General features: G+C 72.5%; 16 protein-coding genes. 3 read left to right on the plus strand and 13 right to left on the minus strand.

Annotation, left to right across the window (positions count from 1 at the left end; all coding sequences use genetic code 11):
- Nucleotides 1-31: 31 nt before the first annotated feature.
- The 5 genes from FHS37_RS05850 to FHS37_RS05870 form a co-directional block, all read right to left on the minus strand.
- Complete coding sequence (locus tag FHS37_RS05850) at nt 32-421, minus strand: DUF6113 family protein (protein WP_184818767.1); 390 nt, start codon at nt 419-421, stop codon at nt 32-34.
- Nucleotides 422-441: 20 nt separating this feature from the next.
- On the minus strand, nt 442-1,305 hold the full coding sequence (gene mshB, locus FHS37_RS05855) for an N-acetyl-1-D-myo-inositol-2-amino-2-deoxy-alpha-D-glucopyranoside deacetylase (protein ID WP_184817958.1): 864 nt from the start codon (nt 1,303-1,305) through the stop codon (nt 442-444).
- A complete protein-coding gene (locus FHS37_RS05860; RefSeq protein WP_184817959.1) occupies nt 1,302-1,610 on the minus strand; it encodes a hypothetical protein in 309 nt (102 codons plus the stop codon). The genes mshB and FHS37_RS05860 overlap by 4 nt, the downstream gene beginning before the upstream one ends.
- 50 nt (nt 1,611-1,660) lie before the next feature.
- Nucleotides 1,661-2,617, minus strand: coding sequence for a helix-turn-helix domain-containing protein (locus tag FHS37_RS05865; RefSeq protein WP_229890001.1), 957 nt, complete (start codon nt 2,615-2,617; stop codon nt 1,661-1,663).
- Nucleotides 2,618-2,847: 230 nt separating this feature from the next.
- On the minus strand, nt 2,848-3,330 hold the full coding sequence (locus FHS37_RS05870; protein WP_229890000.1) for an ATP-binding protein: 483 nt from the start codon (nt 3,328-3,330) through the stop codon (nt 2,848-2,850).
- A 154-nt stretch (nt 3,331-3,484) separates the two neighbouring features.
- Here FHS37_RS05870 and FHS37_RS05875 point away from each other — a divergent pair, with 154 nt between their 5' ends.
- A complete protein-coding gene (locus FHS37_RS05875; RefSeq protein ID WP_184817960.1) occupies nt 3,485-4,369 on the plus strand; it encodes a helix-turn-helix domain-containing protein in 885 nt (294 codons plus the stop codon).
- Complete coding sequence (locus tag FHS37_RS05880) at nt 4,366-4,575, plus strand: DUF397 domain-containing protein (RefSeq protein WP_184817961.1); 210 nt, start codon at nt 4,366-4,368, stop codon at nt 4,573-4,575. Before FHS37_RS05875 ends, FHS37_RS05880 begins: the two co-directional genes overlap by 4 nt.
- A 13-nt stretch (nt 4,576-4,588) precedes the next feature.
- On the opposite strand, the gene FHS37_RS05885 is transcribed toward FHS37_RS05880, so the two are convergent.
- The 3 genes from FHS37_RS05885 to FHS37_RS05895 all read right to left on the minus strand — a co-directional run bounded on the left by FHS37_RS05885 (nt 4,589) and on the right by FHS37_RS05895 (nt 6,879).
- A complete protein-coding gene (locus FHS37_RS05885) occupies nt 4,589-6,004 on the minus strand; it encodes an amidase (protein ID WP_184817962.1) in 1,416 nt (471 codons plus the stop codon).
- A gap of 41 nt (nt 6,005-6,045) precedes the next feature.
- Complete coding sequence (locus FHS37_RS05890; protein ID WP_184817963.1) at nt 6,046-6,513, minus strand: hypothetical protein; 468 nt, start codon at nt 6,511-6,513, stop codon at nt 6,046-6,048.
- 171 nt (nt 6,514-6,684) lie between these two features.
- Entirely contained in the window at nt 6,685-6,879 is a 195-nt protein-coding gene (locus FHS37_RS05895) for a hypothetical protein (protein WP_019755516.1), read from the minus strand.
- A 176-nt stretch (nt 6,880-7,055) separates the two neighbouring features.
- On the opposite strand from FHS37_RS05895, the gene FHS37_RS05900 reads away from it, so the two are divergent.
- On the plus strand, nt 7,056-9,194 hold the full coding sequence (locus tag FHS37_RS05900) for a S9 family peptidase (protein ID WP_184817964.1): 2,139 nt from the start codon (nt 7,056-7,058) through the stop codon (nt 9,192-9,194).
- Nucleotides 9,195-9,295: 101 nt separating this feature from the next.
- Here the strand turns inward: FHS37_RS05900 and FHS37_RS05905 are convergent, their stop codons facing one another.
- Genes FHS37_RS05905 through FHS37_RS05925 form a run of 5 tightly spaced genes read right to left on the minus strand, consistent with a single transcriptional unit; the run spans nt 9,296 to nt 14,904 of the window.
- Nucleotides 9,296-10,381, minus strand: a complete 1,086-nt coding sequence (locus FHS37_RS05905) for an ABC transporter ATP-binding protein (protein ID WP_184817965.1) — start codon at nt 10,379-10,381, stop codon at nt 9,296-9,298.
- Entirely contained in the window at nt 10,374-11,357 is a 984-nt protein-coding gene (locus FHS37_RS05910) for an ABC transporter ATP-binding protein (protein WP_184817966.1), read from the minus strand. The genes FHS37_RS05905 and FHS37_RS05910 overlap by 8 nt, the downstream gene beginning before the upstream one ends.
- A 9-nt stretch (nt 11,358-11,366) precedes the next feature.
- Nucleotides 11,367-12,356, minus strand: a complete 990-nt coding sequence (locus FHS37_RS05915; protein WP_184817967.1) for an ABC transporter permease — start codon at nt 12,354-12,356, stop codon at nt 11,367-11,369.
- Nucleotides 12,349-13,272 (minus strand): ABC transporter permease, encoded by a 924-nt coding sequence (locus tag FHS37_RS05920; RefSeq protein ID WP_184817968.1) that lies wholly within the window; start codon nt 13,270-13,272, stop codon nt 12,349-12,351. The genes FHS37_RS05915 and FHS37_RS05920 overlap by 8 nt, the downstream gene beginning before the upstream one ends.
- 6 nt (nt 13,273-13,278) lie before the next feature.
- Nucleotides 13,279-14,904, minus strand: coding sequence for a peptide ABC transporter substrate-binding protein (locus FHS37_RS05925; protein ID WP_184817969.1), 1,626 nt, complete (start codon nt 14,902-14,904; stop codon nt 13,279-13,281).
- Nucleotides 14,905-15,042: the final 138 nt, after the last annotated feature.

Genomic DNA, 15,042 nt, shown 5'->3' on the forward strand with positions numbered 1-15,042 from the left:
CCGCACGCCCGTGACCCCGCGAAGTGGTATGTCACTTGGCAAGTCGGACGGGGTCGCCGTCAGGTTGCCGCCCGGGAGCAAGCGTGGTGCAGATCACAGCCACGGCGATGCCGCCGAGCAGGAAGAGGTAGGAACCGGCGCCCGCGGCGAACAGGAAGTCGCCTTCCGGACGGCTGGTGGTGAGCAGGACGACGGCGAGCACCCATCCGACGGCCGCGGCGGCGGCTCCGGCCCGGCTGCGCAGCGCGCGGGCCGCCCCCAGGCACAGCCCGGCCTCGCCCGCGAGGGCCAGCAGGAGCCCGCCCGGGAACCACGCGGGCTGCACCAGCGCCCCGGCCGCACCGACCACGGCACCGAGCAGGCACAGCCCCAGGAGGGCGGCGAACCGCGCGGCGGAGGGCGGGCGCAGCGGCTGGGCCATCAGGGGGCTCCGGTCGCCGCTCACGACGCCTCCTCCGCACCGACTCCGGCGAACAGGTCGCTCTCGCGCTCCGCGGGGCGCCCGCCCCGCACCAACTCGTAGTACTCGGTCGTGAACAGGGGCTGCGCCAGTTCGTTGGAGAGCACGAAGTACGGCTCGGCCACCGTGATCTGGGTCGCGTGGGCGCGCATCGCGGCGGCCTTGGCGGCGGCGTGGGCGCCCCCGTCGACCGCGGTGGTGACGCGCCCGTCGTCGACGACGCCCGGCAGGTCGTCCACGGTGGCCGCCTTGTCGAAGGGCAGGCCGGGCAGGTCGTCGTGGAGGCGCGCGAAGGACTGCTCGGCGACGGAGCGGGGCACGCGGTTCCAGTAGACCTTGGGGACGCTCCAGCCCGCGTCGGCGGCGAGCTCGACGGCCCGCATGGCGACGCGGTGCGCCTGGATGTGGTCGGGATGGCCGTAGCCGCCGTTCTCGTCGTACGTGACGAGCACCTGGGGCCGGACCTCGAGGACCACCTCGGCGAGCAGCCCGGCGGCCTGGTCGACGTCGGCCTGCCAGAAGCAGCCGGGGTCGTCGTTGTCGGGCAGGCCCATCATCCCGGAGTCGCTGTACCGCCCGGCCCCGCCGAGCAGCCGGACGTCCTCGACCCCGAGCGCGCGCGTCGCCTCCTTCAGCTCACCGAGCCGGTGCTGGCCGAGGGCGGCCCCGCTCAGGTGCCGCAGCTCGGGCGGGATGACCTCGCCGCGCTCGCCGAGGGTGCAGGTGACCAGCGTCACGCGGGCGCCCTCGGCGGCGTACCGGGCCATGGTCGCGCCGTTGTTGATCGACTCGTCGTCCGGATGGGCGTGCACCAGCATCAGGCGCCGCTCGGGCAGTTCCGTCATGGAGTCCACCCTATGAGGGCGATGAGCGTACGGGCGTCGAAGGGTCCCTCGACGTCCATGTCCTCTTCGGTGATCACCATGATGTCGGGGCGGCGCGTGACGCCCTCGGATTCGTCCTCCACGTCGGACGCACCCGCATGGGCCACGAGCCCTTCCGGCGTCACCTCCTCCAGGCGTTTCCGGAGCCGCGACGTGGTCAGCTCGTGCGGGCCGTCGGGTGCCAGCAGGTCGTGGACGATCCCTTCCCTGGTGATCTCGAACTTGCCCGGCAGCGTGTCGTCCGCGGACCGGAGAAAGGCGCGCATGACCCGGTACCGGCGGGAGGCGCCCCGGTGTGTCCCGTCGGGTCCGGTGATCACGGCGTTCGCTCCGCGTCGTCCGTGAGGAGGGGAAGAACCGTCACTCTCACGTCAGGGCCCTCCCCGGGGGTGGTGCGGCAGTCACGGCAGCGGGTTCCCGGATCAGGTGAGCGGAAGGCGCGGTCGCAGCCGTCGCAGTTCCGCAGCGGGTACCGGGGCGGCTGCGGGTCGGCCGACGCCCGGAACGGGGGCGGGGGCGGGAGCCGGGCGGTGAGGCGGTGGGCCAGGAGGGCGGCGGGGCGGCGTACGCCCTCGGGCGGCAGGTCGGCGGTCAGCGCGCCGCGTACGGCGGCGGGGCTGACGTCCCGCTCCAGCCAGGCGGCGACGCCGGGGGCCAGGCGGGCCGTGTCGCAGGCGGAGAGGAGCAGCCGGGGATCGTGGCGGCGGAGGTCCGCGAGGAGGCCGGTGGCGGCCTCCAGGAGCGCGGGGGCCGCGTACGCGGGGCTCGGCACGGCGGGGAGCGGCCCGCGGGGGGCTCGTTCCCCGCGCGGCGGCCTGCTCGTCGTGTTCTCCCCGCAGGCCGCCGGTCGCCGAGGTTCCGCCCCGGCCGCGGAGGCGCGGTGACGGGCCACCGCCGGCTGGTTGCAGGAGATCGTGCGGGTGACGATGCGGCCGGAGGGGGTGCGGACGCGTTCGCGGCGCAGGTAGCCGTGGGCCTCCAGTTCGCGCAGGGCGGCGGCGATCCGGGTGGCCCCCTCGGGGAACCGTGCGGCGAGGGTCTTGATGTCGGCGGGGGCGCCCTTCGGCAGCGACTGGAGGTGCGTGCCGAGCCCGATGGCGAGGAGCGAGAGTTCCCCGTGCTGGGCCAGGTGGTTGCCGATCACCGTGAAGCGGGTGGTGTGGCGGGTGTTGTCGTGCTGGAGCCCGCCGGTGCGGTGGCCCCGGTTCGGGTGCTTGTCGCCCGCAACGCGGGCCTGGGCGCGCGGGGGCGCGCTAGGGTTCTGGGTACCCATCGGGAAGGCCTCTTCTTCCTCGGTGGTCAGGCCCTCGCACTGGGATTGCCGTCCCGGCGGGGGCCGTTTCCTGTCTGCGGTTGTGGTGGTGCGTTCGTTGCGCTGAGCGTCGGGCCTGGAGGGCTGCGAAATCCAGCCGGTTCGGGGATGTTCACCCGCCCGAGTGAGCGTGGCCACGGGCGGGAGGGGTGGGGCTTGGTCGGGTGCTTTCCCCCGGAGTTCTTCGTCCTTCAGCCGCCGAGGTCACCGGAGCGCGAGGAGTCGCGTTCCGGTGGCGAGAGGTCGATCTCCGCCCAGACGGTCTTGCGCGGGAAGCGTCCCTCGCCGACCCCCCAGCGGTCGGCGAGCGCGTCCACGAGGAGCAGCCCCCGGCCCGACTCGGCGCCGGCGCCGGGCTCCCGCAGCACGGGACTCCGGTCACCGCGCGTGTCGGTGACCTCGACGCGGAGCGTGCTGCCGACCACGTAGAGCGTCAGCCGGAAGCCGCGCCCGGGGACGCGGCCGTGCGTGGCGGCATTGGCGGCCAGCTCGGCGACGACGTGGCCCGCCCGCTCCTCCGGGAGTCCCCAGCTCCGGAGCGTGTCCACCGCGAGCAGGCGGGCGAGGCGCGCACCGCGCGGGGTGGACGACAGCAGCATCGTGAAGGTGCGGACCTCGCCGCTGGGTTCGGGGCGGGTCCCGGGCTCGGCGATCTCCTGAGTTTCCTGATTCACATCACCCAGCGTGTCCGTCCGGACGTACCGTGAATCGTGATTGCCCCACTACGTAGAGCTACCGTCCGAGGTTCGTCCGGCGCTGTCCGGACTGTCGGCACGGCTCCCGCGGGCGGGGCGTGACGGTACGGCACGGCACTACGGAGGGGCGCGCATGTCGGTGAACGGTGAGGCGGTGCGGGTCAGGACCGAGGCGGACCAGACGGACGAGCCGGGGTGGGAGGTGGACCCGGACGACGACTGGGCGCTCGCCGTGGTCGCCACGGTGGGACGGCAGTTGAGGCTCCGCCGGGAGGCGTCGGGGATGCGGGTCGGCGAGTTCGCGGCGGCGGTCGGGTACGGGGAGGACCTCGTCTACAAGATCGAGTCCGGCAAGCGGATCCCCCGGCCCGAGTACCTGGACACGGCGGACGAGGTGCTGGGCGCCGAGGGCCTCGTCGCCGCGATGAAGGAGGACGTGAAGAAGGTCCGGTACCCGAAGAAGGTGCGGGACCTGGCGCAGATGGAGGCGCGGGCGGTCGAGCTCCAGCTCTACGATCCCGTGAACATCCACGGTCTCCTGCAGACACCGGAGTACGCACAAGCCCTGTTCCGGATGCGACGGCCCCGGTACACCACAGAAGAGATCGAACGGGGCGTGGCCGCTCGCACGGCCCGCAAGACGGTGTTCGATCGCGATTCGGCACCCGAGCTCAGCTTCGTTCAGGACGAGTGGACGCTTCGTCGGCGCCTCGGAGGGACGGAGGTGGTGCGTCGGCAACTCGAACACCTGCTGGTGATCGGGCAGTTGCCGAACGTCGAGATCCAGGTGATGCCGATGGACCGCGAGGAGCACGCCGGCGTGGACGGAGGGATCGAAGTGCTGAAGTTCGAGGACGGAACGGCGGTGGGCCGCTCACCGGGAGTCGCCAACGGTCGGCCGGTCACCGACCCGAGGCAGCTCCGTATCCTTGAGCTGCGGTATGGAATCATCCGGGCGCAGGCCCTCACGCCACGCGAGTCGGCCGCGTTCATCGAGCAACTGCTGGGGGAGACATGAGCCGCACCACCTCGTCCGGGAACGCCTCCGACCTGGCGTGGTTCAAGAGCAGCTACAGCAGCGGCGCGGAGACCGACTCCTGCGTCGAGGTCGCCACCGAACCCGGCACCGTCCACGTCCGCGACTCGAAGGTCGCCGAAGGCCCCCGGCTGGCCTTCGCCCCCGCCGCGTGGGCCGACTTCGTGCCGTACGCGGTCGGGGGCTGACCCCCGGCGCCCGTCAGGCGTCCCGGAGGCTCGGGAAGGGCCGGTCGGCCTCCAGCTCGAACGCGAGCTCCAGCAGGGTCCGTTCGGCGCCCGGGCGGCCGGAGAACATGACGCCGACGGGGAGTCCGTCCGGTGTCGTGCGCGCGGCCGGCACCGAGATCGACGGCGTCCCGACGACGTTGTTGACCGGGGTGAACGCGACGTAGGCGAGGATCCGTCCGATCAGCGTGGCGTACGGGACGGCCGGGCTGAGGTGGCCGATCGGCGGCGTGGTGTGGGCGAGCACCGGGGAGAGGACCAGGTCGAGTCCGCGGAACGCCGCCGCGTACGGCTCCCGCGTGCGCTTCAGCCTCCGGATCACGCCCGGTGTGCGCCGCCAGTCCCGCACGTACTCCTCGCGCAGTCCGCGGCTGAGGCCGTCCATGCGGCGCCGGTCGAAGTCCGTGCCGAGCCTCCTGCCGGTGACCCCGACCAGGAACGACAGCAGGCCCCAGTACGTGAGGAAGTCCTGGGTGAAGCTCGGGTCGATCGACAGCTCCACCGGTTCCACGGTGTGGCCGAGTCCCTCCAGCCGCCGCGCCGTCTCCGCGACGGCCTCCCGGGTGACGTCGTCGGAGCGGACGCCGTTCGGCGAGTCCAGCACGAGCCCGATGCGCAGCCGTCGCTCGGAGGGGCCCTCGACCAGACCGACGGGCGGCAGCTTCGGGTTCCGCCAGTGCCGCTCCGCGGCGGCGAGGAACGCGGCGCTGTCCCGGACCGAGCGGCTCACGACGCCGTCGGTGACGATGTCGAGCGGGAGTTGGCGGCTCTGCGCGTTCGCCACGACCCGTCCGCGGGTCGGCTTCAGTCCGACGAGTCCGCACGCGGCGGCGGGGATCCGGATCGAGCCGCCGCCGTCGTTGGCGTGCGCGATCGGCACCGCCCCGGCGGCGACGAGCGCCGCGCTGCCGCCGGACGAGCCGCCCGCCGAGTGGCCCGTGTGCCACGGGTTGCGGACGGGCTCGGCGTCCTCGTACTCGGTGGTCGGGCTGAACCCGAACTCGGGCAGCCGGGTCTTGCCGAGCACCGTGACGCCGGTGCTCAGGAACTGGCGGGCGAACGGGGCGTGCCGCCGTGCGGCCCTGGGCGCGAACGCGACGCTGCCGTGCCCGGTGGGCAGCCCCTGGTAGTCGGTGTTGTCCTTGACGAAGGTCGGCACCCCGGCGAAGGCGCCGGCGGCCCCGGAGCCGTGCGCCGGGACGTCGATGTGCACCTGGACGGCGTTGAGCCGGGACTCGACGGCCCTGACCCTGGCCGCCGCGTCGCGGGCGGCCTCGGCGGCGCTCACCTCGCCCCGGCGGATCGCCCGGGCGAGGCCCACGGCGTCGTGGTCGCCGAGGGCGTCGTCCCGGAAGGCGTGCACCCTGGTCTGTTCCCCGGAAGTCGTCACCGGCTGCTCCGCCCCCTGAACGCGTGGATGGTTGCCCGCCATCATTCCTTACCGGCGGGTAACGGGCGAGGGGTCGACCGGCGCGAGCCGGTGAGGCGCGCGACGCCGAACCGCACCAGGACGGCGGCGGCGACCAGGAAGACGGCGGCGCAGACCACGACGGCGGGGTTGACCCATGCCGGGACCAGGTCGTAGTCCGCGTTGCACTTGTTGCTCAGGGGGAAGAGCCGGTCCAGCTCCTCGGCGTGGGAGCTCCGGTAGTCCTGGTCGTAGTGCTGGTGGTGGAGGTACGCGCAGCTCTCGCCGACGTCCAGGCCCCCGCTGAGCGCTCCGCGGACCCAGGACGCGCAGCCGACGAAGAGCGAGACGGAGCAGACGCGCGTCCACCACATCGGGCGTCGCCACGCCCCGTCCCGCAGGCCGAGGACGATGCGGAGGAGGTTCCACGCGTTCCACAGCAGCCACACGACGAGGGTCGCCCCGACGGCGAGCGCTCCGGCGTCCTTCATCCCGCTGCTCCTGCCGCCCCTCGCTCGTCGCCCGCCGCTCCGGCCCCGTTCGTTCCGGGATCCCGGGCATACGGCGCCCGGTGCGGGGAAGCCGGAGAGCGGGACGGTGGAAGTGGACTCCGGCCGGGACCCGGTACTGGTCACCGGGTCCCGGCCGGAGGGCATGGGGGCTCAGAACTTGATGCTGCCGATCATCCCCGCGATGTTCGTCGTGAGCTCGCTGATCGTGGGCGCCACCGTCGACGAGGCGAGGTAGAAGCCGAGGAGCATGCAGACGACCGCGTGGCCGGCCTTCAGCCCCGACTTCTTGATCAGCAGGAAGACGATGATCGCCAGCAGCACCACCGCCGAAATCGAGAGTGCCACGGCGGTTCACCTCCAAAGATCCCAGGACGCGGGGGGTAGGAATATGGGGGCAGACAAGTCCACGCACGAGCCAGCAGGTTCTTACCCACTATGCGCTAACGATCATAACTATCCGTACGTGCGCATCGGTCGGCGCACGGCCGCACAAGGGGGCGCATGGCCAATATGGTCAGGGCATGACGACCGAGGTTGATTCCTTCCCCCGACGGCACGCCCGCACCCAGCGCTTCACGCTCGGCGCGCCGCGTTCGTTCACCGTGGCGCCCGACGGTTCACGTGTCGTGTTCCTGCGCTCCGGTTCCGGTACGGACCGGACGAACGCGCTCTGGGTCCTCGACACGGAGGGGGGCGGGGAGCGCGTGGCGGCCGACCCGCGCGCCCTCCTGGGCGGGGCGTCCGAGCATCTCTCCGCGGAAGAACGGGCACGGCGCGAACGGAGCCGCGAGGGGGGCACCGGCATCGTCGGCTACGCCACCGACGCGGCCGTGGAACTGGCGGCTTTCGCCTTGTCGGGGCGGCTTTTCACGGCCGAGCTGCGGGCCGGGACGGCACGCGAACTGCCCGTGCCGGGACCGGCGATCGACCCGCGGCCGTCGCCCGACGGACGCCACGTCGCCTACGTCGCCCGGGGCGCGCTGCGGGTCGTGACGGCCGAGGGGGCGGACGACCGCGCGCTCGCGACCCCCGAGGCGGAGGGCGTCGCCTACGGCACGGCCGAGTTCATCGCGGCCGAGGAGATGGGACGTTCGCGGGGCTTCTGGTGGGCTCCGGAGTCCGACCGGCTGCTGGTGGCACGCGTGGACGACACGCCGGTCGAGCGGTGGTGGATCGCCGATCCCGCCCACCCGGAGCGTGAACCGAGCCGCGTCCCCTACCCGGCGGCGGGCACCGCGAACGCGGACGTACGGCTGTTCGCGATCGGGCTGGACGGGGTGCGCACGGAGGTCTCCTGGGACCGGGCGCGCTACCCCTATCTGGCACGAGTGCACTGGTCAGCGGCGGGGGCCCCGCTGCTGCTGGTCCAGTCGCGCGACCAGCGCGCCTCGCTGATCCTGGCCGTGGACCCGGACTCCGGGGCGACCCGGATGGTGCACGCCGACGAAGATCCAACTTGGCTGGAACTTTTCCCCGGGGTGCCGTGCTGGAGCCCCTCCGGGCAGCTGGTGCGGATCGCCGACGAGGGGGGCGCACGACGGCTGGCGGTCGGTGAACGACCGCTCACCGGGCCGCAGTTGCACGTCCGTGCGGTACTGGACGTATCCGACGACGACGTGCTGGTCTCCGCGTCCGCCGGCGAGGAGGCGGCCGAGCCGGAGATCGGCGAGGTGCACGTCTACCGGGTGAACGAGCTGGGCGTGGAACGCCTCTCGCAGGAGCCCGGCGTCCACTCGGCGGTACGCGCCGGCGGGGTGACCGTGCTGGTCTCCGCGACACCGGATCGGCCAGGTTCGCGGGTGCGGGTCCTGCGTGACGGAAAACCGACGGCGACTGTCCCCTCGTACGCCGAAGATCCCGGTATGTCCCCCCGCGTGACCCTGACCCAGGGGGGCGCACGCCGCATTCCGTGCGCCGTGCTTATGCCTCGGGACTACGCCGGTGACACCCCCCTGCCGGTCCTCATGGACCCCTACGGCGGCCCGCACGGACAGCGGGTGCTCGCCGCCCACAACCCGCACCTGACCTCTCAGTGGTTCGCCGACCAGGGCTTCGCGGTGGTCGTCGCCGACGGCCGCGGCACCCCCGGCCGCTCCCCGGCCTGGGAGAAGGCCGTCAAGGACGACCTGGCCGCGACCGTGCTCCAGGACCAGGTCGACGCGCTCCACGCGCTCGCCGGGGACTTCCCGCTCGACCTGGGCCGGGTCGCCATCCGGGGCTGGTCCTTCGGCGGCTACCTGGCGGCCCTCGCGGCGCTGCGCCGCCCGGACGTCTTCCACGCGGCGGTGGTGGGCGCCCCGGTCACCGACCTGCGCCTGTACGACACCCACTACCAGGAGCGCTACCTCGGCCACCCGGGCGAGCAGCCGGAGGTCTACCGCCGCAACTCGCTGATCGACGACGCGGGCCTGGTCGACGCCGCCGAACCGCACCGCCCCATGATGATCATCCACGGGCTGGCGGACGACAACGTGGTGGTCGCCCACTCGCTGCGCCTGTCCTCGGCACTGCTGGCGGCCGGCCGGCCCCACGAGGTGCTGCCCCTGTCCGGCGTCACGCACATGACCCCGCAGGAGGCGGTCGCCGAGAACCTGCTCCGCCTCCAGCTCGACTTCCTCAGGCGGGCCCTCGCCCCCGCGAACGGGGGCGAACCGCGTTAACACGCGGGCAACTCCGCGGAAGCGGTACCGATATACGCACGCGCGAGGCTGAGCAGCGTACGGCCGTGCGGGTGCCGTCGGGCGGGCCGGGGTGCGCCATGTCACCCCGGCCCGCCGCCGTGCCCCTCCAGCGGTACCGCCCGCCCCGGCGCGGAGCGCCCGGTCGGTGCGGTCGCCGCGAAATGACAGGCCGATGCGTGGGCCGCCGGGCCGCCCGCCGCCCGGAACTCCTCGGGGACCGCGAGGGCCGGGTCCTCCACGGCGCAGCGCTCCCGCGCCTTCCAGCAGCGGGTGCGGAAGCGGCAGCCGGAGGGGACGTCCGTCGGGGACGGGACGTCGCCGCTGAGGATGATCCGCTCCCGGTGTTCCCGTGCCCGGGGGTCCGGTACGGGCACGGCGGAGAGCAGTGCCTGGGTGTAGGGGTGCGTGGGGTGGTCGTAGATCTCGGTGTCCGTGCCGGTCTCCACGATCCGGCCCAGGTACATCACGCCGACCCGGTCCGAGATGTGCCGCACGACCGACAGGTCGTGCGCGATGAAGACGTACGCCAGGTCGAACTCGCTCTGCAGCCGGTCCATCAGGTTGACGACCTGGGCCTGGACCGAGACGTCGAGGGCGGAGACCGGTTCGTCGGCGACGATCACCTCCGGGCGCAGGGCCAGCCCCCGGGCGATGCCGATGCGCTGGCGCTGGCCGCCGGAGAACTGGTGCGGATAGCGGTTGACGTGCTCGGGGTTGAGGCCGACGACCTCCAGCAGCTCCTGGACCCTCCTGCGCCGGTCGCCCCTGGGCGCCGCCTCGGGGTGGATGTCGTACGGCTCCCCGACGATGTCGCCCACCGTCATCCGGGGGTTGAGCGAGGTGTAGGGGTCCTGGAAGACCATCTGGATGTTGCGGCGGACGGCTTTCAGCGCCCTGCCGGACAGCCTGGTGATGTCCTCGCCCCTGTAGCGGATCGAACCGGCCGTCGGCCGCTCGAGGTTGACCAGCATCCTCGCGACCGTGGACTTGCCGCAGCCGGACTCGCCGACGATGCCGAGGGTCTCGCCCCGGCCGAGCGCGAAGTCGACGCCGTCGACCGCCCGTACGGCGCCGACCTGCTTCCGGAAGAGGACGCCCCGGGTCAGCGGGTAGTGCTTGACCAGGCCGTCGACCTCCAGGACCGGCTCGGTGATCGGCTCAGCCATCCAGGCACTCCCTCCAGAAGTGGCAGGCGCTCCCCCGCGCGGCGTCCGGCTCGGCGACCCCGTACAGCGGCGGCACGTCGGTGCGGCACACGTCCCGGGCCATCGGGCAGCGGGGGTGGAAGGCGCAGCCGGGCGGGATGTGCGTGAGACCGGGCGGCAGGCCCTTGATGGCGTGGAGCTCCCGGCCCTTGAGGTCCAGGCGCGGGACGGAGTCCAGCAGGCCGCGGGTGTAGGGGTGGGCGGGCGCCCCGTAGAGGTCGTGCACGGGCGCCGACTCGACGATCCGGCCCGCGTACATCACGGCGATGCGGTCGGCGACGTCGGCGACCACGCCCAGGTCGTGGGTGATCAGGATCAGGCCCATGCGGTACTCGCGCCTCAGCTCCGCGAGCAGGTCCATGACCTGCGCCTGGACGGTGACGTCGAGGGCGGTGGTCGGCTCGTCGGCGATGATCAGGGCCGGTTCCAGGGCCAGCGCCATCGCGATCATGATGCGCTGGCGCATGCCGCCGGAGAACTGGTGCGGGTACTGCTTCGCCCGTTCCCGGGCGGCGGGGATGCGCACCCGGTCCATCAGCTCGACCGCCCTGGCCCGCGCGTCCTTCCTCGACATGCCCCGGTGCACGACGAACATCTCGCCGAGCTGGTCGCCGACGGGGAGCACGGGGTTGAGCGACGACAGCGCGTCCTGGAAGATCATCGCCATCTCGGCGCCCCGGACCCTGCGGCGCTCGTCCTCCTTGAGCTTCAGCAGGTCCCTGCCCCGGAAGAGGACCTCACCGCCGGTGATCCGGCCGGGCGGCGTGTCGAGGATGCCCATGACCGCCTGTGCGGTCACCGACTTGCCGGAGCCGGACTCGCCGAGCACGGCCAGCGTCTCGCCCGCGTCCACGCGGTAGCTGACGCCGTTGACGGCCCTGGCGACCCCGTCCCGGGTGCGGAACTCCACGTGGAGGTCGCGTACGTCGAGCAGCATGGCGGCGGCTCACCTCAGCTTCGGGTCGAGGGCGTCGCGCACCGCGTCGCCGAGCATGATGAACGCGAGGACGGTGACCGCGAGGGCTCCGGAGGGCCACAGCAGCGCGTGCGGGGCGTTGCGGACGTAGGGGGAGGCGGCGGAGATGTCGATCCCCCAGGAGACGCTGGGTGGTTTGAGTCCGACGCCGAGGTAGGACAGGGTCGCCTCCAGCGCGATGTACGTGCCGAGCGCGATGGTGGCGACGACGATGACCGGGGCGACGGCGTTGGGCGCGATGTGCCGCAGCAGCAGCCGGGTGCGGGAGGCGCCCAGCGCCCGCGCGGCCTGGACGTAGTCGTTCTGCTGGACGGTGATGACGGAGCCGCGGGCGATGCGGGAGATCTGCGGCCAGCCGAGCAGCACGATGAAGCCGATGACCGGCCAGACGGTGTTGCTGGTGATCACGGACAGCAGGACCAGGCCGCCGAGCACGACCGGGATGGCGAAGAAGACGTCGGTGATCCGGGACAGGACCGCGTCCCAGACGCCCCCGAGGAAGCCGGCCAGCGCGCCCAGCACGCTGCCGAGGACCGCGACGCCGAGCGTGGCCAGGACGCCGACCGTGACGGACGTGCGGGCGCCGTGGACGGTGCGGGTGTAGACGTCGCAGCCCTGGCCGTCGAAGCCGAAGGGGTGGCCGGGCCGGGGGCCCTCCTGGGCCTTGGCCAGGTCGCACGCGAGGGGGCTGCCGGAGGCGATCGCCGAGGGCCACAGGGAGATGAGGACCAGGAAGCAGATCACCAGGCCGGAGACGATGAAGACCGGGTTGCGGCGCAGGTCGCGCCAGGCGTCGGACCACAGGGAGCGGGGCCTGTCCCGCGGTCCGGGGCCGCCGGGCCCTCCGGGACCGCCGGGGGCCTTCCCGGGCCTCTCCGTCCCGTCCGCGCCCAGGTCCACGGTGCCGCCCACGCCGGTCACCGCGACGACGCGCTCGGACTCGTAGTGCTGCTCAGACATAGCGGATCCTCGGGTCGAGTACGGCGTAGAGGAGGTCGACGACGAGGTTGGCGACCAGGAACACCAGCACCAGCACGGTCACGAAGCCCACGACGGTCTGGGTGTTCTGGCGCAGGATGCCCTGGTAGAGCTGGTAGCCGACGCCGTGGATGTTGAAGATCCGCTCGGTGACGATCGCGCCGCCCATGAGGAAGCCGACGTCCGCGCCGATGAAGGTGACCACGGGGATGAGGGAGTTGCGCAGCAGGTGCCGGGTGACGACCCGGTGCCGGGGCAGGCCCTTGGCGATGGCGGTGCGGACGTAGTCGGAGCGCCGGTTCTCGGCGATGGAGGTGCGGGTCAGCCGGGTGACGTAGGCGAGGGAGACGGAGGCCAGCACCAGGCCGGGCAGGATCAGCTCGGCGAACGGCGCCTCGGTGGAGACCGAGGGCCGGATCCAGCCCCACTTCACCCCGAGCAGCAGCTGGAGCAGCAGACCGGTGACGAAGGTGGGCACCGAGATGACGACGAGGGTGAGCAGCAGGACGCCGGTGTCGACGGGGCGGCCCCGGCGCAGGCCGGTGACCACGCCGAGGGTGACGCCGACGACGATCTCGAAGAGGATCGCGATCAGGGTGAGCCGGAGGGTGACGGGGAACGCCGTCGCCATCAGCTCGGTGACCTCCTGGCCGTTGAACGCCGTGCCGAAGTCGCCGGTGAAGACGTTCCCCATGTAGGTGAGGTACTGCTGCCAGACCGGCCGGTCGAGGCCGAACTCCGCCCGCAGCCGGGCGGCGGTCGCCGGGTCGCAGCGGCGTTCGCCGCACAAGCCCGCGATGGGGTCGCCCATCACGTTGACCATGAGGAAGATCAGCAGCGTGGCCCCGACGAACACCGGGACCATCTGGACCAGGCGCCGGACGACGTAGCGCCCCATGGCGGCTCAGCCCACCTTGATCTGGTCGTACACGGGGACGCTGAAGGGGTTGAGCTTCACGTCGGACAGCCGTTCGGACCAGCCGGCGCTGCCGTTCTGGTACCACAGCGGGATGGCGGCCATCCGGTCGCGGACGACCTCCTCGGCCCGCTGGAACAGCCGGACGGCCCGGGCGGCGTCGGTCTCCCGGTTGGCCCGGTCGACGAGGGCGTCGAACTCCTCGTCGGACCACTTGCCGTCGTTGGAGGAGGCGTCCGTGTAGTAGAGCGGCTGGAGGAAGTTCTGGACGAGCGGGTAGTCCATCTGCCAGCCGGCGCGGAACGGGCCGGACATCTTCCGCTGGGTGATCCGGTTGCGGAAGTCGGCGAAGGTGCCGACCGGGTTGCCGGTGCAGGCGCGTTCGTCGTCCAGCGCGTTGTTGATGGAGTTGCAGACGGCGTCGACCCACTCGCGGTGCGAGCCGGTGTCCGCGTTGTAGGTGAGGGTGACCCGGCCTCCGGGCAGGCCGCCGCCCTCCGCGACGAGCCTCCTGGCCTCGTCGGGCCGGTGTTCGCAGGCCTCGCCGCACAGGCCCGCCTTGAAGCCGCCGTCCTCGCCGAGGACCGGGGAGGTCCAGTCGGTGGCGGGGGTGCGGGTCCCGCGGAAGATGGTGTCGGTGATCTGCTCGCGGTCGATGGCCATGGACAGGCCCTTGCGGACCTTCTCCATGCCGGGTCTGTTCCAGTCCTCGTCGTAGTAGGGGAAGGCGAGGGTCTGGATGATGCCGGCGGGGGTGTTGAGGTAGCGGCCGTCGAGGTCGCTCCGGACGTTCTTCAGCTGGGAGGCGGGGATGTCGTCGGCCAGGTCGAGGTTGCCGGCCAGGAGGTCGGTGTAGGCGGTGTTGCTGTCGGTGTAGACCTTGAGGTCGACGCCGCCGTTCCGTGCCCTGTCGGGACCGGGGTAGTCGTTCCAGGCGCGCAGCGACATCTGCGCGCCGCGCGTGTACGAGTCGACCAGGTACGGGCCGTTGCCGACCGGCTTCTCCAGCCAGGCGTCGTGGTCGTCGAAGAAGGCCCGGGGCAGCGGGGCGAAGGCGTTGTAGCCGAGGGTGTCGGGGAAGCCGGAGAACTTCTGGGAGAGCGTGACGGTGAAGGTCCTGTCGTCGACGACCTCCAGCCCGGAGAGGGTGTCGGCGGTCTGTTCGCCGCCGTCCTCGGGGTGGACCTCGTCGTAGCCCGCGATGTAGCCGAAGAAGTAGGCGTTGCGCTGGTTGTTCCTCAGGCTCGCGCCGTAGTTCCAGGCGTCCACGAAGGACCGGGCGGTGACCTTCTCGCCGTTGCTGAAGGTCCAGCCGTCCTTGACGGTGACGGTGTAGTGCTGCGAGTCGGAGGTCTCGATCCTCTCGGCGAGCATGTTCTCGGCCTCGCCGGTCTCCGGGTCGTAGCGCTTCAGGCCCCGGAAGATCATGTCGAGGACCTTGCCGCCCTGGACCTCGTTGGTGTTGGCCGGCTCCAGCGGGTTCTGCGGGTCGCCCCAGGAGGCGCTCAGCACGGCGCCGGCGTCGCCGCTGCCGCTCCCGCCTCCGCAGGCCGTCGCGGCGAGGGCGGCCGCCACCGCGCAGACGGCCCATCGGGCGTGCGTGGCTCCGCGCATGCGTGCCTCCTCGTACCTGTGCCGTGGTGCGCCGGTCCTTACGCCACTATCGGCACGAAGGGTGCATCACGCACACGCACGGGGTCTGTACGGGGGCGACTCCAGTCGTCTGTACGTACGGGCCCCCGGAACGGACAG

It is taken from the genome of Streptomyces griseomycini (assembly GCF_014203535.1).
GTDB classification, from domain to species: Bacteria; Actinomycetota; Actinomycetes; order Streptomycetales; family Streptomycetaceae; genus Streptomyces; species Streptomyces griseomycini.